This is a genomic window from Arcanobacterium wilhelmae (assembly GCF_029632765.1).
GTDB classification, from domain to species: domain Bacteria; phylum Actinomycetota; class Actinomycetes; order Actinomycetales; family Actinomycetaceae; genus Arcanobacterium; species Arcanobacterium wilhelmae.
In genome coordinates, this window is sequence record NZ_CP121247.1 from 1,169,807 (window position 1) to 1,187,373 (window position 17,567).

General features: G+C 61.1%; 16 protein-coding genes. 8 read left to right on the plus strand and 8 right to left on the minus strand.

Annotated features, from left to right (window positions below; all coding sequences use genetic code 11):
- The first annotated feature begins 43 nt into the window (after positions 1–43).
- Positions 44–1,339, plus strand: a complete 1,296-nt coding sequence (locus tag P8A24_RS05235) for a protein kinase domain-containing protein (protein ID WP_278057571.1) — start codon at positions 44–46, stop codon at positions 1,337–1,339.
- Positions 1,264–2,046: a Stk1 family PASTA domain-containing Ser/Thr kinase gene (locus P8A24_RS05240; protein WP_278057572.1), complete on the plus strand. Its 783-nt coding sequence runs from the start codon at positions 1,264–1,266 to the stop codon at positions 2,044–2,046. Before P8A24_RS05235 ends, P8A24_RS05240 begins: the two co-directional genes overlap by 76 nt.
- A gap of 92 nt (positions 2,047–2,138) precedes the next feature.
- Here P8A24_RS05240 and P8A24_RS05245 read toward each other — a convergent pair whose 3' ends face one another.
- Together P8A24_RS05245 and P8A24_RS05250 are read right to left on the minus strand one after the other, a co-directional pair.
- Positions 2,139–3,467, minus strand: coding sequence for a class II 3-deoxy-7-phosphoheptulonate synthase (locus P8A24_RS05245; protein WP_278057573.1), 1,329 nt, complete (start codon positions 3,465–3,467; stop codon positions 2,139–2,141).
- A 213-nt stretch (positions 3,468–3,680) separates the two neighbouring features.
- Complete coding sequence (locus P8A24_RS05250; RefSeq protein ID WP_278057574.1) at positions 3,681–4,892, minus strand: pyrophosphate--fructose-6-phosphate 1-phosphotransferase; 1,212 nt, start codon at positions 4,890–4,892, stop codon at positions 3,681–3,683.
- Between the two features lie 65 nt (positions 4,893–4,957).
- Here P8A24_RS05250 and P8A24_RS05255 point away from each other — a divergent pair, with 65 nt between their 5' ends.
- Complete coding sequence (locus tag P8A24_RS05255) at positions 4,958–5,350, plus strand: hypothetical protein (protein ID WP_278057575.1); 393 nt, start codon at positions 4,958–4,960, stop codon at positions 5,348–5,350.
- Positions 5,351–5,394: 44 nt separating this feature from the next.
- A complete protein-coding gene (locus P8A24_RS05260; RefSeq protein WP_278057576.1) occupies positions 5,395–7,164 on the plus strand; it encodes a DEDD exonuclease domain-containing protein in 1,770 nt (589 codons plus the stop codon).
- Positions 7,165–7,226: 62 nt separating this feature from the next.
- On the opposite strand, the gene P8A24_RS05265 is transcribed toward P8A24_RS05260, so the two are convergent.
- The 5 genes from P8A24_RS05265 to P8A24_RS05285 form a co-directional block, all read right to left on the minus strand.
- Positions 7,227–7,646, minus strand: a complete 420-nt coding sequence (locus P8A24_RS05265; RefSeq protein WP_278057577.1) for a response regulator — start codon at positions 7,644–7,646, stop codon at positions 7,227–7,229.
- Positions 7,647–7,730: 84 nt separating this feature from the next.
- Positions 7,731–8,681 (minus strand): FKBP-type peptidyl-prolyl cis-trans isomerase, encoded by a 951-nt coding sequence (locus tag P8A24_RS05270; protein ID WP_278057578.1) that lies wholly within the window; start codon positions 8,679–8,681, stop codon positions 7,731–7,733.
- A 55-nt stretch (positions 8,682–8,736) separates the two neighbouring features.
- Positions 8,737–9,084, minus strand: a complete 348-nt coding sequence (locus tag P8A24_RS05275) for a HesB/IscA family protein (protein ID WP_278057579.1) — start codon at positions 9,082–9,084, stop codon at positions 8,737–8,739.
- Between the two features lie 62 nt (positions 9,085–9,146).
- Complete coding sequence (locus P8A24_RS05280; protein ID WP_278057580.1) at positions 9,147–10,253, minus strand: hypothetical protein; 1,107 nt, start codon at positions 10,251–10,253, stop codon at positions 9,147–9,149.
- Entirely contained in the window at positions 10,250–11,587 is a 1,338-nt protein-coding gene (locus P8A24_RS05285; protein ID WP_278057581.1) for a dipeptidase, read from the minus strand. Before P8A24_RS05285 ends, P8A24_RS05280 begins: the two co-directional genes overlap by 4 nt.
- A 78-nt stretch (positions 11,588–11,665) precedes the next feature.
- Here P8A24_RS05285 and P8A24_RS05290 point away from each other — a divergent pair, with 78 nt between their 5' ends.
- Positions 11,666–12,343 carry a DUF3043 domain-containing protein gene (locus tag P8A24_RS05290; RefSeq protein WP_278057582.1) on the plus strand — a complete coding sequence of 226 codons (678 nt, stop codon included), beginning with the start codon at positions 11,666–11,668 and terminating at the stop codon, positions 12,341–12,343.
- Here the strand turns inward: P8A24_RS05290 and P8A24_RS05295 are convergent.
- Positions 12,340–12,777: a hypothetical protein gene (locus tag P8A24_RS05295; RefSeq protein ID WP_278057583.1), complete on the minus strand. Its 438-nt coding sequence runs from the start codon at positions 12,775–12,777 to the stop codon at positions 12,340–12,342. The two genes, P8A24_RS05290 and P8A24_RS05295, sit on opposite strands and share 4 nt — an antisense overlap.
- A gap of 44 nt (positions 12,778–12,821) precedes the next feature.
- Between P8A24_RS05295 and P8A24_RS05300 the strand changes: the two genes are divergently transcribed.
- The 3 genes from P8A24_RS05300 to sucB all read left to right on the plus strand — a co-directional run bounded on the left by P8A24_RS05300 (position 12,822) and on the right by sucB (position 17,537).
- Positions 12,822–14,255: a leucyl aminopeptidase gene (locus P8A24_RS05300; protein ID WP_278057584.1), complete on the plus strand. Its 1,434-nt coding sequence runs from the start codon at positions 12,822–12,824 to the stop codon at positions 14,253–14,255.
- 188 nt (positions 14,256–14,443) lie between these two features.
- Positions 14,444–15,808, plus strand: a complete 1,365-nt coding sequence (gene lpdA / locus P8A24_RS05305; RefSeq protein ID WP_278057585.1) for a dihydrolipoyl dehydrogenase — start codon at positions 14,444–14,446, stop codon at positions 15,806–15,808.
- A 10-nt stretch (positions 15,809–15,818) separates the two neighbouring features.
- Positions 15,819–17,537, plus strand: a complete 1,719-nt coding sequence (gene sucB, locus P8A24_RS05310) for a 2-oxoglutarate dehydrogenase, E2 component, dihydrolipoamide succinyltransferase (protein ID WP_278057586.1) — start codon at positions 15,819–15,821, stop codon at positions 17,535–17,537.
- Positions 17,538–17,567 lie beyond the last annotated feature (30 nt).

Sequence of the window (17,567 nt, forward strand, 5' to 3'; positions counted from 1 at the left end):
TTGCTCAAACCACGCCCACCCAAATATTCGGTAGGCTAGGCGTGTGAATTCTTCAGACCCACTCATCGGCTCGGCGATCGACGGCCGCTACTACCTCACAGCGCGTATCGCTCGCGGTGGCACGGCCACTGTGTACCGTGCACGTGATTCACGCCTAGATCGCGACGTTGCTCTGAAGATCATCCATCCCCACCTGGCCGAGGATCCCTCGTTTGTTGAACGATTCATCCGCGAGGCTCGCTCTGCCGCTTCACTCTCCTCGCCACATATCGTCTCCGTTTACGATCAAGGCATCGCGCGTGTGGGCGGAGCGGACCGCGCCTACCTCGTCATGGAACTCATGAGCGGGCCGAACCTGCGCACCGAACTCAACTCTCACGGCTCGCTTCCCATCGGCGCAGCCCTCGCCATCACGCGTCAAGTCCTGCGCGCACTGGCCGTTGCTCATGCGAAGAACGTGATCCACCGTGACGTCAAACCAGAAAATATCCTGCTTGAATCATCCATCGACACGTCGGCTGTGATGTCGGCGCCGAAGGTCAACGCGAAAGTCGCCGACTTCGGTCTCGCGCGAGCCGCATCGGATCCGCGCGGAACCTCCACCGGCACTCTCCTCGGCACCGTCGCCTACGTGCCGCCAGAACTCGTCACGCACGCAACAGCGTCCCCGACGTCGGATATCTATTCCACCGGCATCATGCTCTATGAACTGATCGCAGGCGCATTGCCGTTTGAAGGCGAAACCGCCATCCAGATTGCGTTCTCGCACGTCAACACACCCATGCCACGGCTGACGGAGCTCGCGCAGTGGATGCCGCCGGTATCGACTCCCTCATCGCTTTGTTTACCTCGAAAGATCCTGCCAAGCGCCCTGCAACCGCGTCGGCGGCGATCGACGCACTCGACGACGTCGCCGCCTCCGTCCCTGACGAACTACGGTTTCGGCGCATTCCGGTGTTCCCCAGCGCACAGCCCGTCGCCCCGGCAGCAACAGCGGTTCTCGAGCGCTCTGAGGCCCCCACAGCACCGTCGCACAACCCGCCGTCGCAGGCCACGATCGCACTCCCCCAAGTTTCGCGTGGGCCCGTCCAGCCCACGGCTCGCCTCGACGTCGGCACGGGCACTACCACTGAACTTCGCCAGGCGCGTCCAGCCACACGCAAGCGCCGGTGGCCCGCCGTCGTCGTCCTTCTCATCCTCCTCGCCGCCGCCGCAACCGGCGCCTGGTGGTATTTCACCAAGGGGCCCGGGCTTCGAATTGAAGTGCCTGCCGTCGCCGGGGAAACAACAGTCTCTGCAGAAAAGTCAATACTCCATGCACAGTTGCAGTCGAAAATAGAATCTGCGTACTCCGATACCGTCGCCAAAGATACTGTCATCGGCACCGATCCGGAGGCTGGAACAAAAATCCACCCCTCGCGTGTGGTCACCATCATTGTCTCGCGCGGTATCGAACAGGTGGAAGTCCCCGACGTCGTCGGGAAGAAATCCGAGGACGCACAAAACGCCCTTACCGAGGGCCGCCTCTCGCCCGAGATCGCGGAAGAGTATTCCGAGGACGTCCCCGCGGGCGAGGTCATTACTCAGAAGCCTGCTGCGGGGAACCACATCAACCACGACTCCACAGTCACCATCACCGTCTCGAAAGGCCGCCAACCCATCGAGATCCGCGACTACACTGGCTCCTCAGGCGAGGTCGCATCGGGTGAGCTCAGGGCCCTCGGATTTGCCGTGGACGTGAAGGGAACATTCTCAGACACCGTCCCCGAAGGTGAAGTGATCTCACAAAAGCCCGCCTCAGGCACCGGCTACAAGGGCGACACCATCACGCTTACCGTGTCTAAGGGGCCCGAACTTGTCGAAGTTCCCTCCGTCTTCGGCAAGCAGAAAGACAACGCGGTCAAGGAACTTGAAAAAGCCGGCTTCAAAATAAAGGTTGAAGTGGACGCCCTGTGGGGCGAAGTGTTCGGCACAGTTCGAGCTCAAAGCCCCGCCGCCGGCGAAAAAGTGAAGAAGGGAAGCACCATCACGATCAATGTCGTGTAATCCCGCGCTCATATGAAGCGCGCGCTCGCACCACCAGACGAGCGAGCCAGCTACCCCGAACTAGGCTCCGGTTCCGCCGTGGGGTGATATTTTCAGCAACGATCGCGCAGGATCTGCGCCACCTCGAAAGCCAGTTCAAGCGCCTGCTCGTGATTGAGTCGCGGATCGACGAGAGTCTCGTATCGTTGCGGCAGATGCTCTTCAAGGATTTCGTTCGAACCGCCCAGCACCTCGGTGACGTCGTCGCCAGTAAGCTCGATATGAATTCCGCCCGGCACAGTGCCTGCGGCGCGGTGCACGTCGAAAAAGCCTGCAATCTCCGCGAGCACGTCGGCCATCCGGCGGGTCTTGAAGCCATTCGCGTAGAACGTGTTCCCGTGCATCGGATCGCAAATCCACGTCACTGGCCGCCCATCGCTCCTCACAGCCTCCACGATCGCAGGCAACAGGTGACGGACGTTGCCAGCTCCCATCCGGGTGATGAACGTGAGCCGGCCGGGAACGCCGTCAGGATTGAGACGATCGATCAGGCGCAAACACTCACCGGGCGTAGCATTGGGGCCAATTTTCACTCCGATCGGATTTGCCACCTGAGACAGTAGCTCCACGTGCGCGCCTTCCGGATCGCGGGTGCGCTCGCCGATCCACAAGAAGTGGGCGGACGTATCGTAGAGCCGGTCCGACAGTGCATCGGGACGGATCAGCGCATCCTCGTAATCCAGCAGTAGCGCCTCATGGGAAGAGTAAAAATTCACGGTTGTGAGTGGATGTGCCTGCGCACCAGCAGCCGAAATAAATCGCAGAGCACGATCAATTTCCTCTGCCATCTCGTTGTACCGCTCGTAGGCCGCATTGCGGGCGAAACCGCGGTTCCATTCATGGACGAGGTTGACGTCGGCGAAGCCGCCATGTGAAAGCGCTCGAATAAGGTTGAGTGACGCTGCGGACCGCGAATACATCGTCAGTAACCGGCCCGGGTCTGGCATGCGTGCCTCGGCAGTAAACTCGTACCCGTTCACAGCATCGCCGAAGTACGACGGGAGCGCAACGCCGTGGCGAACTTCCGTGGCATGCGTGCGGGGCTTGGCATACTGACCGGCAATGCGGCCGATCTTCACGACAGGAACGGAGGCCGAATACGTGAGCACAATCGCCATCTGGAGGATTGTCCGCACCTTCGCGCGAATCGGCTCTTCTCCCGAGGTAGCGAAGGATTCTGCACAGTCACCGCCTTGGAGCACGAACGCTCGGCCTTCGCCTGCGGCGGCCAACTGGCTCATCAGAGCGTCCGCCTCTGGAGCAAAAATCAGTGGCGGGAGTTCACGAATCTGTTCGATCACAGCGCGCAGACGCGCCGGATCACGATACGCCGGCTGGTGAAGCGCGGGCTTCGCCTTCCAGGATGGGATTGATTCGTTCACACCGATATCTTAATCGGAGACGGCCAGCCACGTGCGCCAACGCGTTGTCCGTTTCCTCACGACGCCGGTGGGAAGCCTTGCGCACCGGCGTCGACAGCCCCGTCCAACCGTGTCGGGAAACTTGTGCCGACGTCGAGAACCTTGCAGGCCGAATGTGCGAGAAACACGGAGGGCGGCCACTTGCGCGACCGCCCTCCTTACGTCAGCAACTGATTACTTCGCCGACCACGCCTGGCCGATCTCGCCCATCAGCTCACCGAACCACTCCTGGTTCGTGTTGAACGGCTTGTGGCCTGCGATGCGCGGGAACGCGATCACCGAAAGCTCGTCGTTGTTCTCCTCATCCTGGCCAACAACGCCCGGCGTTCGAGCAAATGCGGCCTTCACAGCGAGCTCCGCAACCTCGCGGATCAGCTTCAGATCCGCCTCGTTCGAGGCTGCCGAACGCGAGAAGTACCCCGACTTCTGCACCATGACCTTCTCCGCGCCAATCTGCTGGGAGAACTTCTTGGCGAACCACTGGCCCGGGTTGATCGTGTCGAGCTTGACGTGGCCGAACGCGTCGCGCTCCGGCTCTTCTCCATCCTCAACCATCTCTTCGATGATTTCAGCAACGCCGGCCCCCTCCGAGAGGAAGATGTTCACGTTGCCCTGCTCGTCCATGATCTTACGAAGGCGCGAGGCCTCAACGTCGAGATCGAAACCGATCTCTGGCAGGTAGAGGGCGTGCACGTCCCACCGCTCAGCCGACAGGCCAGCCTCAGGCAGCCACTGCTGCTCCTTGACCCACTGGTGGTAGTTCGCGGTGGCCTGGGCTGCGAGGTAGCCACAGTTGCGGCCCATGATCTCGTGAATGATAAGCATGCGCGGGTTCGAGCGGTGCTCGCCAATAATGTTCTGAGCGAACTTGGAGGCCTCGTCCGCGGCGGTCCATGCACCGAGCGACTGCTTGATCGGCACGATGTCGTTATCGATCGTCTTCGGCAAGCCAACCACCGTCAAGTCGTAGTTGTTCTCCTTGAGGTAGGCGGCCAGATCGGCTGCAGCAGTGTTCGTATCGTCGCCACCGATGGTGTGGAGCACGTCCACGCCGTCCTTCTGGAGCTGCTTGGCGGCAACCTCGAGCGGAAGTTCGCCTTCCTTGACGAGGCCGCGATCGATGCAGTCTTGAACGTTGGTGAGCTTCACGCGCGAGTTGCCGATCGGCGAACCGCCGAAACGGGTCAGGACTTCAGCGTTCTTGCGAACCTCATCGCCGAACACCACGTACTGGCCCTTGAGCAGGCCGTAGTAACCGTACTGGTAGGCGATGATTTCGACTTCCGGGGCCTCGCGGGTGTAGATCTCGACGAGATCGCCGATGGCGGTCGAAAGGCAGGGGGCAAAGCCTCCGGCAGTGAGCAGGGCAACGCGACGAACAGACATCGGTTTCCTTCCATACTTGAGAACAGTAATGCGGCTCCATTCTATCCGGTGTTAGTGTGAAACCCATGAGCAAGGAATGGGATGCGGACGCCGAGTGGCGCAAGGCACAAGAGGAGATAGCCCGCGGTGGGAGTTCAGTCCCACGCGAACCGTCGGGCGAAGCTCGCGCTGTGGCAGGCAGTGGCCCGCGCGATTGGCGTCCACCCGAAATCGACGAGCCTGAAACTTTCGATCGAGACGTCTTAGAGCGCCCCAGCGAGCGCTTCTCGCCGACGTCGGTAGCGCTTTTCGTTGTCGCAGCAGTTGCGTTCGTCGTCGCTTTCCTCGGGCTGTTCGGCGTGATTGGCGGCGAAATTGCGGGCACAGCTGGCGCAGCGGGTTTCGTTGCACTGGTAGCCGCGATCTGGTTTTCGCTTCCCGCCCACCGCGATTTCGATGACGACGGTGCCCGAGTCTAGATGATCTGCGTTTCGTGTCATACCTCTGAACTAGCGTGGGCTGCATGAACAACGACTCACGCCCTGGCGGGCGCCTCGATCTTGCCTCGCGTGTGGCGCACCGTAAGGGCCAACGCCACTCAGATCAGCAGCTCACGTTCGACGGTCTCGGCCCCGAGCTCATCGACGTCACCTTCGTCGTGGTCGATTTGGAAACCATTGGCGCAAAGGCCGGCGCCAACTCGATCACCGAGATCGGTGCGGTGAAGGTGCGAGGCGGCGAGGTGATTAGCGATTTTTCCACGCTCGTGAACCCGCGCGCCGTAATCCCTCCGTTCATTACCGCGCTCACGGGCATCTCGCAGGCGATGGTCGCCACTGCGCCTGGCATCGAGGAGGCCCTCCCGGCGTTCTTCGCCTTCGTCGGTTCGCGCACGGATACCGTGCTCGTTGCGCACAACGCACGCTTCGACGTCGGGCAGCTGCGCGGTGCAGCGGAGGCGATCGGCTACCCGTTCCCGAAAATCGCCACTGCGGATACTCTCGCACTCGCACGCAAAGCGTTCACAAAAGACGAGGTTCGCAACTACAAGCTCTCCACGCTCGCAGCCTTCATCGGAGCCGAAACTTCACCCACGCATCGCGCTCTCGACGACGCACGGGCGACTGTCGATCTGCTCCACGCGATCCTAGCTCGACTCGGAGGTCTCGGGGTCACACATCTCGCCGATCTCGCAACTGCCGCCGATCCAGTCCCTGCGAAGCGTCGAGCCAAGGCCCACCTCGCCGATGGTCTTCCACGTTCCCCAGGCGTGTACAAATTTATCGGCCCGGGAGGCGACGTCTTGTACGTCGGCACCTCACGCAACGTCTACTCACGCGTTCGTAGCTATTTCACCGCGGCTGAGAAGCGCAAGCGGATCGCCGAGATGGTCGATATTGCAGTGGGTGTCGAAGCGATTGCGACAGCCACCGTGCTTGAAGCGAACGTGCTCGAGGTTCGGCTCATCGATGAACTCGACCCGCCATATAACCGGCGATCGAAACGTTCCCAGAGCAGGCCATGGGTGATGCTGACTGAAGAGCCTCATCCGCGGCTGAAAGTTGCCAGGAAGATTACGTTAGAACAAGCCGCCCTGGCCCTTGGCCCATTTGGCGGTGAGCGCGCGGCGCGGGCCACAATTGACGTTCTCAACGACGCCACCGGGTTACGCTCGTGCACATTGAAGATTCCTGCTGATGGCGGCCTCCTCCCCTGCCACCTTGCAGAACTGGGAAAGTGTACGGCGCCATGCATCGCCGGCGATCACCAAACGGAACAGCGTGAACAGGTATGCGAGGCGCTCAGCGGCGCGATCCAGCCGGTGACGGCTATGGCGCTCGAGCGGGTTGATGTGCTTGCTGGCTCTGGCCGTTTCGAGCAGGCGGCAGAATATCGCGATCGCATCTTCTCGCTTGTGCGCGGCGGGCGTTCACGCGAGCAGCTCGTGCCGGTGCTTGCGGCGCGTCGAATCTGCGCGGCCCACCGCGTGCGCGGCGGGTGGGAGATCATTGTTACCGACTACGGCCGCTTGCGTGGAAGCGTGTTTGCTCCCGATTCTGGATCGCCTCGCGCGGCTGCTCAGGCCCTCATGGAGAGAATCGAACCTCTTGAGGCTCCTCAGCACGCAACAGCTCACGCACCCCTCGACGAAACGCAACTCATCGCCCGGTGGCTGTGGCAGGAAGGGACCCGTCTGATCGAGGTTGATTCAGATACGCCGTTAGCCATGCGGCCCGACGGCGCAACATCGATCATCCTGCCTGAACGCGACGACGGGCCAGATTTGGGCTGAGACGCATAGAAAAATGTGTGGGGCACATCGATTGATGCGCCCCACACATGAGTTCACAGAATTCAGGCGTTGACCTTCGCCTCGACAATACTCCTGACCGCCTGCGCGAGATCGCGTGGGTTCGACGGATACTCGAGAATCACCTCTGGCTTTGCAACGCGAGCCAGCCAGCGATCCTGCGGGCGAGCAACGAGAATGATGTATGGCATGTGCTCATCGATCTCATCACGGACTGTTTTTCCCACACCAATGCCACCGAGCTTGCCGGCCTCAGCATCAAGGATCAGGAGATCGAACGATCCCTCTTCGACCTTGAGGATTGCGCCTTCGTGAGTGGCCGCTTCAGTCCATTCGATTGAGTGCTCGCCGACTTTCCGGCCGACAGAGCGAATGACATCCTCACGCGTGTGCAGATTGTCAGAGTAAACAAGGATGCGAACAGACGCCATCGAAAGAACCTCCATGAATGTAGACTTTGCCATTCTAACGCCTTTTTGCCACACGGTGTGGATAAAAACCGTTGCGAAATGTGGGGAGAGCGGGAAACTTCCGCTCTCCCCACACGCTCAGTGAACAGCGACAATATCAATGATGAAGGCCTGAGCCTTCGCATTCGGATTGTTTGGATCGACCATCACGAAAAAGACTCGTGAACCAGCCCGAATACCCTTGAGCGGATCGAGACCGTTGCCCGAGGCAAACGTCGTCGCCTGGGCGCCGCCCTGGTCGTAAGACGAAACCGAGGTCGCCTTCGGATCCCAGTTCACTGCCGCAGACTGATAGTAAAAGGTTTTACCGTCGTCGATCTTCGGACCCGAGCCCTCCGCGATCACGATCGCCTCAGACTTCTCTGGAACCGCTTGCCCATCCTTGACCTTCAGATCCGTCACTGGCTTGCCCAGATCGCCCTTGTACGTGACAGGAAGATCCTTAAGCTTGCCCGTGTCCTTCGCCTTCGGATCACCAGACGAATCCTTGCCGAAGCCATCCACCAGCTCGATGTAGAAGGCGATCGTATCGCCCTTCTTGATGCCAGCCTGATCGTTACCCTCGGCGTATCCAAGCTCAGAGGGAATCGACACAATCAGCTTCGAGCCAACCTTCTGGCCAGAAAGGCCCTGGGTCCAGCCCGGAATGACCCCCTGAAGAGAGAAGGCTGCGGGAGCGCCACGAGAGAACGACGAATCGAACGGCGTATCGTTGCCCCAGACCTGGCCGACATAGTGAGCTACAACAGTATCGGTAGGCTCGAGTACACGCCCCTTGCCTTCCTCCAGCACCAAAACCTTCAGACCAGATGGAGCGTCAGACTTCGGGAAAGCGAGCTTCGTTGTTTTGGCCGAACCGGTCACCGTTGGCATTGTTGCGGCGTCGGGGTTCGTGTCGGGCTTGACCGCGGGAGCGGCGCTCGATGCCGGTGCAGATGCGGATCCCTCCGACGAAGGTTTTGACGAGCCGCAGGCTGCCAGACTCAGCGACAGCGCTCCAGCGAGGACGAGAGCAGCGAATTTACGCAATGTATTCTCCTTTGGCACAGTGCAACCCCGCTATGCGGGGTTGCACTCGTTAAACTCAGTGGAACGATTCACCACAGGCGCAGGAGCCCACGGCGTTCGGGTTGTCGATCGTGAAGCCCTGACGCTCGATCGTGTCGGCGAAATCGATCGTCGCCCCATCGAGGTACGGCACGGACATCTTGTCCACAACAACTTCCACACCGCCGAAATCGCGAATCGCATCGCCATCGAGCGTGCGCTCGTCGAAGTAGAGCTGATACATCAGACCCGAGCAACCACCCGGCTGCACGGCAACGCGCAGACGAAGATCATCGCGGCCCTCCTGGGCGAGGAGCGACTTCACCTTCTGTGCGGCTCCCTCGGTGAGAGCGACGTTGTGAGTCGCTTCGATCGTTTCAGTCATGCCTTTCCTCCTACTGTCTAGGTCTTATGCTCAACTACCCTATGCCCCGCGGCGGGAACTTTCTAGTCCCAACCCCAGGTTCGTGCCACACGACTCACTTGCTCGTCGAGCAAGATGGGGATCATAGCGAGGGCGTCAATGGGGGTTTCTTCTTCAGCGTAAGCATCTTCACGAAGTTCGTATGCCCCGTTCAGCCCGAGCCGAGGCAGTTCCCCCTTGCGCAGGCCGGCGCGGTCGAAGATTACGACAACGGGCGCAGCTTCCTGTGAGGCAAGCTCGACACAGGTTTGGACCCCAGAGGGGACGTCCACTCCGATCGTATCGCCGACGTAAACAACCAGATCGTACGGCTCATCTCCGAGACCCTGCCCGCGGCGGGTGAGGAACGAACCGAGAGGCCGCACTTGCGCCCCGAGCAGGTCGAACATGAGTCCGAGCCCGCCGCCGACGCCGGAGTATGCGCTAGTTGTACTCGGTTGTGATCCAGCGAGGAGAGATTTGCGAGAAATCTGTGCCTGCGCCGCTTCGAGCGCGTGCGCGATCTCGCCGATTTCACGCTCTGCCTCGAGCGCGGCCCTCGAGCCGAGTTTGGGTTCCCAATGGCGCGCGACGCCGGAGAGCCCGGTGAGCGCCATCGCGGACGGGTACGTGAGGATCATACGCACGCCCGCAAGACGACGTCGGGCGGTGAGCAAGGCCAGCGACAGCTCGTTGGGATCCGTCGAGACTGGCTGGCCTGCGAGATGGGCAAGCATGCCCAGGCCGACGTCGGTGTGCCGCATGAGCGTGGGCACGTGCACGTGGATCTGGTGGGCGCCAGACATCACAAGATGATCAAGATCGGCGCCGAGAAAATCGCTGCTCCCGCGAGGGTCCGATTCCCCGCTCCACGTCAAAGAGTTGGCCAGATCGATCGTCCACTCGTTGCGCCCTGACCACCAGATCCGGCGCGGTTCGTCGCCCAACTGAAGGGACGAGAGTTCAGGGTTGATGTACTCCATGACCTCGTCGAGCCCGGTGCCAACATGCGCCACGACGTCGCCTTCCGCGATCGGCGCGATCTGAACGTCGTCGTGCGGACGCACGGAAAACCAGGCACGCTGAGCGCGCCCGGCGACGGCCACAGGGCCGATGCCGCCGAGCGCGCTCGCGACCAGCAAAATCCTCACTTGCCGAGCCTACTCAGCAACAGCGCCTCAGCGACGATGGCGTTACGCCAATCGCCTAAGTGAAGCGACTCGTTCGCCGAATGCGCACGCGTATCTGGATCTTCCACGCCAGTGACCAAAATATCCGCATTCGGGAACTCCGCCTTCAACGTGGAAATGAAGGGGATGGAGCCACCCAGGCCGATATCAACGCTCTCGTGTCCGAACGCCTCGGCGAGTACTTCGTGGGCGAGCTGCTGAACCGGGGTATCTTCCCCAGCAATGAAGCCAGGCCCAGCCTCGAGAACGCGTGCGGTCACGTGCGCTCCAAACGGCGCGTGCGAGACCAAGTGATCGACAAGCGCCTGGGCGGCTTCCGCTGGATCCTGGGCCGGCGGGACACGCAACGAAATGTGGGCGCGCGTACGCGGAGAAATCGTGTTCGACGAGATTTCCGTGGGGGTCACGTCCATTCCGATGACGGCGATCGCAGGCTTCGTCCAAATGCGACCAGCGAGCGAACCCGAACCGGCGAACTGGACACCGTCCAAAATGCCCGTATCTGCTCGAAGATCCACTTCCGGGTAATCGACGGTTGCAGTGTCTTCCTGCAACAAACCCTCGACCGCAACGTTGCCTTCCTCATCGTGAAGCGTGGCGATGAGGCGAGCCATCAACGTGACGGAATCCAAGATCGGTCCGCCGTACATGCCCGAGTGAAGGGCGTGATCGAGAACCTCAAGGTCCACTTCCACCTCAGTCACGCCGCGGAGGGACGTGGTGAGCGAGGGAATGCCGACTTTCCAGTTACCGGAATCGGCAACAACGATCACGTCCGCCGCGAGGCGATCCTTGTACGTGTGGAGGAATTCGTCGAATGTGGGCGAGCCGACCTCTTCCTCTCCTTCGATGAACACGCGGATTCCGACGCCGGGATCGGCGTTCTCGATCGCTGCAACATGGAGCATGACGCCCGCTTTGTCATCTGCGGCGCCACGGCCGTACAAGCGATCACCCTTGCGCACAGCAGTAAACGGATCGTCCTGATCCCACGCAGCATAATCGCCGGTGGGCTGAACGTCGTGGTGCCCGTAGAGCAAGATGGTGGGACGGCCAGGCTCAGCCTCGCGCGAGGCAAGAATCGCCGGACGGCCCTGCTTCCCGTTTGCTTCAAGCTCGATAATCTCGGTTTCAAGGCCCAGAGCCTCGAATTTCGCGGCAATCCATGTTGCGCTTTCACGCATGTGAGCCTGATCGAAGGAGAGTTGGGAAACGGATGGGATCGCCACATGCTCAGTTAATGCCTCGATGTAGTGTTCCATCTTGTCGTCAATACGTTTTGCGATTTCATTCATGCCCTTAAGCCTATCGCGCCTCACGCAATGTTGCGTAAAATGGTCAGGCACGTGATCGAGTTTGACAAAGGAAGACGAGTGTTCGGAAAGAAGCAAAACGAGCCGGCTGAAGAAGTACACACACCACAGGCAACGCTGCCGAAGGGATACACGCCGTCCAAGGGAGCACCCACTCCCCGTCGAAAGGATCAGGTTCGTCGTCGTCAGCGCCCGCTCGTCCAGGATCGGACCTCGCTCACGAAAGAGGAGCGCAAGGCGCGCCGCGCCGAAGATCGCGCACGCGCCGACGAGGCCTACCACCGCGAACAGGAAGCGATGCGCACCGGCGATGAGCGCCACATGCCCGCGCGTTTCCAAGGCGCCTGGCGCCGATTCGGTCGCGATTACATCGACGCATCTGGCCCGTGGGGTGCATTCTTCATTCCGCTGGCGTTCCTCTTGCTCCCCACAATTTTCTTTCAGGCGCAATTCCCGCGCGTGGGAACGCTTACCACAATCGGTATCTATCTCATCCTGATCGTCATGGGTATCCAGGGCGCCATCGTGGCGCGCCGTGCTCAGATTCTCGCTGGCCACCGCTACGGTTTCGAGCATGTCAAGCGAGGCTACTTCTCTCAGATGTTCGGCCGCACCTTCTATCTGCGCCGCTGGCGTATGCCGGCTGCCCAGGTTGCTCGCGGTGAGTTCCCCAAGGGCTCGTCGAAGGAAGATCTAGCAGCTGCGAAGGCCGCCTACAAGGAGTGGAAGAAGAACTAGTTCCCTCGAGCAGCAACACGGGCTGGATCCGACCATGCAAGCCAGCCGAGCGCAAAAATCGTGCCGATGGCCGGGAGGAAAAAATACTCCTTTCCGGCCATTTGCCATGGATTCACCGCTGAAAAGGCTGCGGGGGCTACGACGCCGATGAGGGAGCCGAGCACATTCAGGCTCCAGCTCACCCACGCGATGCGGCGCATTTTTCGCCCATTGTGAATCAACCCTGCGGTCCCCAGCACCCACGCGATAGCGGCAAGCAGGGTTGTCACGGCACCGCCGACGTCGCCGGCGACAAACTGCGCAGTCGCTGCGAGGACGGCTCGCCATGCGAAAATTGTGCTCGCGACCGCAAGAAGAATCATGAGTGCGATCGGCCACCCCCACGAGCGTGTGCGGGTGTCTGTGAGTTGCGGCGAACCTGGTGCTTTATTCATCGCACCATTTATACCATTGCGCGCGCCTGGCTTAGGATAGATGCGTGACTACTTTGACTGTTTCCAATATTTTGTCCGCGCCCACCGCACCCACAATCGTGGGTCTCGTGGGCGATCCGCTGACGGTGGCATCAAACCTTTCCGATGCCACCACGATCGAGGCTCTTGCCGCAGCATTCACGCTGGTGGGCGCTTCCACCTCTCTCGGTTCGACCACCACGCTCGTGCACAACGGCGCCGTGGTGATCGGCGTCGGCCTGGGTGACGACGCTGGCCACGAGGAACTCCGCCAGGCTGCGGGCGCGGGCGTCCGCGCTGCCGCAGGCCTGGGCGAAGCACACGTCGCCCTTGCCCATGAGGCCGCGATCGACCTCGAGGCGATTGTGGAGGGCTCACTCTTCGCCGCCTACGATTTCACCACCTATCACACACCGAAGAAGCCCGCGGTCGAAACGATCACTGTTCACTCCCCTATCACCGAGGACGTGGATGTGATTGTTGAGCATGCCACCGTGCTTCGCGATTCGATCGCACGCGTTCGCGATCTCGTCAACACCGCACCAAACCATCTCAACCCCGAAAACTTCTCCCTCCTTGCGAAGGACGAGGCTGAAAAGGTTGGCCTGTCCGTCAAGATTTACGAGGGCCAAGAACTCGTTGACGAGAAGCTCAACGGTCTGATCGCTGTTGGCAAGGGCGCCGAGCACGGCCCGCGCCTGGTGCGTGTGGAGTGGAACCCGGAAGGAGCAAAGGGCTACACCGCACTCGTCGGGAAGGGCATCACCTACGATTCGGGCGGCTATTCGCTCAAGCCCTCCACCTCGATGGTGACGATGAAGACCGATATGACCGGCTCGGCAACGATTCTTCAGACGGTCATCGCTGCCGCGCGCCTGGGTATTCAGCGCCGCGTCGTGGCGTGGATGTGCCTTGCGGAGAACATGGTGTCGGCTACCTCGTCGCGCCCAGATGATGTGATCACCTACCGCAACGGCACAACTGTGGAGATCAACAACACGGATGCTGAGGGCCGCGTTGTCATGGCTGATGGCCTCATCATGGCGACCGAAGAAAAGCCGGACGAAGTGATCGATATCGCCACGCTCACGGGCGCCCAGATCATCGCGCTCGGCAACCGCTACTGCGGCGTCATGGGCACCGAGTCTATTCGGGACGACGTCGTCGCCGCTGCCGACATGGTAGGCGAGCTCGCCTGGCCGATGCCGCTACCGAAGGAACTGCGAAAGAGCCTGGATTCGCCGGTTGCCGACATGCGCAACTCGGGATCGCGTCCGGGCGGCATGCTCGTTGCCGGCCTGTACTTGAAGGAATTCGTGGGCGATACCCCATGGGCTCATATCGATATCGCAGGCCCGTCCTTCAACCAGGATTCAGCCTGGGGCTACACGCCGAAGAACGCAACCGGCGTGATGGTGCGCACCCTCGTCGGATTCCTTGAGGAAAAGGCGAGCGAGTAAGCCTCGCGTTTCGCATACTAATAGAGCCGGGCCCGACGTCGTCGGGCCCGGCTCTTTTCAAAAAACGTTAATTACGTAACGAAATCAGCCCCTTAAGAAGCGCGCATCGTCGGCTCAGCCATGGAAGAATGGGACTAAAGTGCTGGAAGAGGTCCGGCATCCACTTTCTGACTTCGAGGGAGAGGTTTGTGACTACTCAGGAATACGACATCGTTATTCTCGGTGCAGGATCCGGCGGTTACGCCGCGGCACTTCGCGCCGGACAGCTCGGGCTCAAGGTCGCGCTGATCGAGGGAGACAAGGTTGGTGGCACCTGCCTTCACCGTGGTTGTATCCCCACGAAGGCCCTTCTGCACGTTGCGGAAGTTGCCGACGAAATGCGCGAAGGCTCCAACATCGGCGTGATGGGCAACTTTGATCACATCGATATGTCAGCCGTGAACTCCTACAAGAACGGCGTGATCGAGAAGATGTACAAGGGCCTCACGGGCCTCGTGGCTTCGCGCAACGTCGAGACCATCTCTGGCTGGGGTCGCCTCGTGGCCAAGGATACCGTGGAGGTCAACGGCCAGCAGATCAAGGGCAAGAACATCATCCTCGCCTCGGGCTCGTTCTCCAAGACCATCGGCCAGACGATCACGAACCGTGTGATCACCTCCGAGCAGGCCCTGAACATGGACGTTGTGCCGAAGTCCGTTGTCGTTCTCGGCGGCGGTGTCATCGGTGTTGAGTTCGCTTCTGTGTGGGCTTCGTACGGCGCTGAGGTCACCATCATCGAGGGTCTCGACCACCTGGTTCCGAACGAGGATGAGGCGATCTCGAAGAACCTTGAGCGCCAGTTCCGTAAGCGCAAGATCGCTTTCAAGACGAAGACCATGTTCGACCACGTCGAGGAGGACGCCAACGGCGTTCACGTCTTCACACAGGATGGCAAGCAGTTCGACGCCGAGTACCTCCTGATCGCCATCGGCCGCGGCCCAAACACCGCGAACATGGGCTACGAGGAGCAAGGCATCCCGATGGATCGAGGCTTCGTGCTCACGAACGAGCGTCTTCACACTGGCGTGGGCAACATCTACGCCGTCGGCGATATCGTGCCGGGCGTGCAGCTCGCTCATCGCGGTTTCCTTCAGGGCATGTTCGTTGCTGAGGAGATCGCGGGGCTCAATCCGAAGCCGCTCAACGAGAGCTATATTCCGCGCGTCACCTTCTGTAACCCCGAGATCGCCTCGGTTGGTCTCACAGAGAAGGCCGCGAAGGAGAAGTACGGCGAAGTTGAAACCGCCGAGTTCAACCTTACCGGCAACGGCAAGTCCCAGATGCTGGGCGCTGCCGGTTTCGTCAAGCTCGTTCGCGAAAAGGATGGCCCGATCGTCGGCTTCCACGCGATCGGCGCACGTATGTCCGAGCAGATCGGCGAAGGAGAGCTCCTGGTGGCCTGGGAGGCCTTCCCCGAGGATCTCGATGGCCTGATCCACGCTCATCCAAGCCAGAACGAAGCTGTCGGCGAGGCGATGCTCGCGCTGGCAGGCAAGCCGCTTCACAACCACTGAGGAGTAACACATGTCTGAACCCATTAAGATGCCAGCTCTCGGCGAGTCGGTTACCGACGGCACCGTGAATGCTTGGCTGAAGCAGGTCGGCGAAACCGTCGAAGAGGGCGAGCCCTTACTCGAGGTTTCCACCGACAAGGTCGATACCGAGGTCCCAGCCCCGGTTTCTGGCGTGCTCGAGTCGATTGAGGTCGGCGAAGACGAAACCGTCGACGTCGGCTCTGTCCTGGGCTACATCGGCGACGGCTCGGGCGCTGCTGCCGCTCCAGCTGCTGAGGCCGCCCCAACTCAGGCTGAGGATCCGGCTCCTGCAGGCGATCCGTCGCCAACCGAGCAGGTCCAGCAGGCCGCTGGCGGCACCGGCGTCGAGGTCAAGATGCCGGCTCTGGGCGAGTCGGTCACCGACGGCACCGTGAACTCGTGGCTGAAGGAAGTTGGCGACGAGGTTGAAGAAGGCGAGCCGCTCCTCGAAGTCTCCACTGACAAGGTCGATACCGAGGTCCCGGCCCCGGCGTCAGGTAAGCTCACGCAGATTTTGGTGACCGAGGATGCCACTGTTGAGGTTGGCACCGTCCTGGCGATCATCGGCGGCGAAGCTCCTTCTGCCGCTGGCGAGGCCGACGTCGCTCCGGTTCCGGCTGAAGCTCCGGCTCCCGCACCGGCTCCTGCCGCCCCAGCTGCTCCGGCCGCTCCTGCCGCCCCAGCTGCTCCGGCCGCTCCTGCCGCCCCAGCTGCTCCAGCCGCTCCGGCCGCTACCCCGGCCGGTAATGAGGACGCCTACGTCACCCCGATCGTTCGCAAGCTCGCAAAGGATCTCGGCGTGGATCTCGCATCGGTGAAGGGCACCGGCGTCGGCGGCCGCGTCCGCCGTCAGGATGTCGAGGAAGCAGCTAAGGCTGCGAAGGCGGCCGCTGCACCAGTGTCTGCCCCGACTCCTGCTGCAACCACAGTGCCGGCGTCGGCTGGCTCGGTCAAGGCTGAAATTGCGAAGAAGGCCGCCGAGGCTACGACTCTTCGCGGCACCCGTCAGAAGATGTCGGGCCTGCGCAAGACCATCGCCAAGCGCATGGTGGAATCGCTTGAGACTTCCGCTCAGCTCACCACCGTGATGGAAGTGGACGTCACCAAGATCGTCGCACTGCGAGCAAAGGCAAAGGAAGGCTTCAACGCACGCGAAGGCGTCAAGCTGACCTACCTGCCATTCTTCGTGCAGGCTGCCGCTGAGGCACTCAAGGCTCATCCGAAGATCAACGCTTCGGTGGAGGGCAACGAGATCGTCTACCACGACGTGGAGCACATCGGCCTCGCTGTCGATACCCCGAAGGGCCTGTTCGTTCCGGTGATCAAGAACGCCGGCGATCTCAACATCGCAGGCATTGCCAAGCAGATTGGCGATCTCGCTTCGCGTACGCGCGACGGCAAGATCGGCGCCGACGAGATGGCAGGTTCGACCTTCACCATCACGAACACCGGCTCCATCGGCGCCCTGTTCGATACCCCGATCATCAACCAGCCGAACGTGGCGATCATGGGTACCGGCGCGATCTTCAAGGCACCGGCTGTGATCAAGGATCAGGACGGCAACGACGTGATCGCAATCCGCTCCAAGTGCTACCTCGCTATCTCCTACGATCACCGTATCGTCGATGGCGCGGACGCCTCGCGCTTCCTGCGCGACGTGAAGCTCCGCCTCGAAGAGGCAGATTTCGCAGGCGAGCTCGGCCTGTGATCTCTCACAGCTGATACAGCGCATCCCCGG

Bases quoted from the DNA above. Each gene is read 5' to 3' on its own strand.
- P8A24_RS05285 (WP_278057581.1), bottom strand. From the start codon at position 11,587: ATGAATGAAATCGCAAAACGTATTGACGACAAGATGGAACACTACATC.
- P8A24_RS05295 (WP_278057583.1), bottom strand. From the start codon at position 12,777: ATGAATAAAGCACCAGGTTCGCCGCAACTCACAGACACCCGCACACGC.
- P8A24_RS05255 (WP_278057575.1), top strand. From the start codon at position 4,958: ATGAGCAAGGAATGGGATGCGGACGCCGAGTGGCGCAAGGCACAAGAG.
- P8A24_RS05260 (WP_278057576.1), top strand. From the start codon at position 5,395: ATGAACAACGACTCACGCCCTGGCGGGCGCCTCGATCTTGCCTCGCGT.
- P8A24_RS05275 (WP_278057579.1), bottom strand. From the start codon at position 9,084: ATGACTGAAACGATCGAAGCGACTCACAACGTCGCTCTCACCGAGGGA.
- P8A24_RS05265 (WP_278057577.1), bottom strand. From the start codon at position 7,646: ATGGCAAAGTCTACATTCATGGAGGTTCTTTCGATGGCGTCTGTTCGC.
- sucB (WP_278057586.1), top strand. From the start codon at position 15,819: ATGTCTGAACCCATTAAGATGCCAGCTCTCGGCGAGTCGGTTACCGAC.
- P8A24_RS05250 (WP_278057574.1), bottom strand. From the start codon at position 4,892: ATGTCTGTTCGTCGCGTTGCCCTGCTCACTGCCGGAGGCTTTGCCCCC.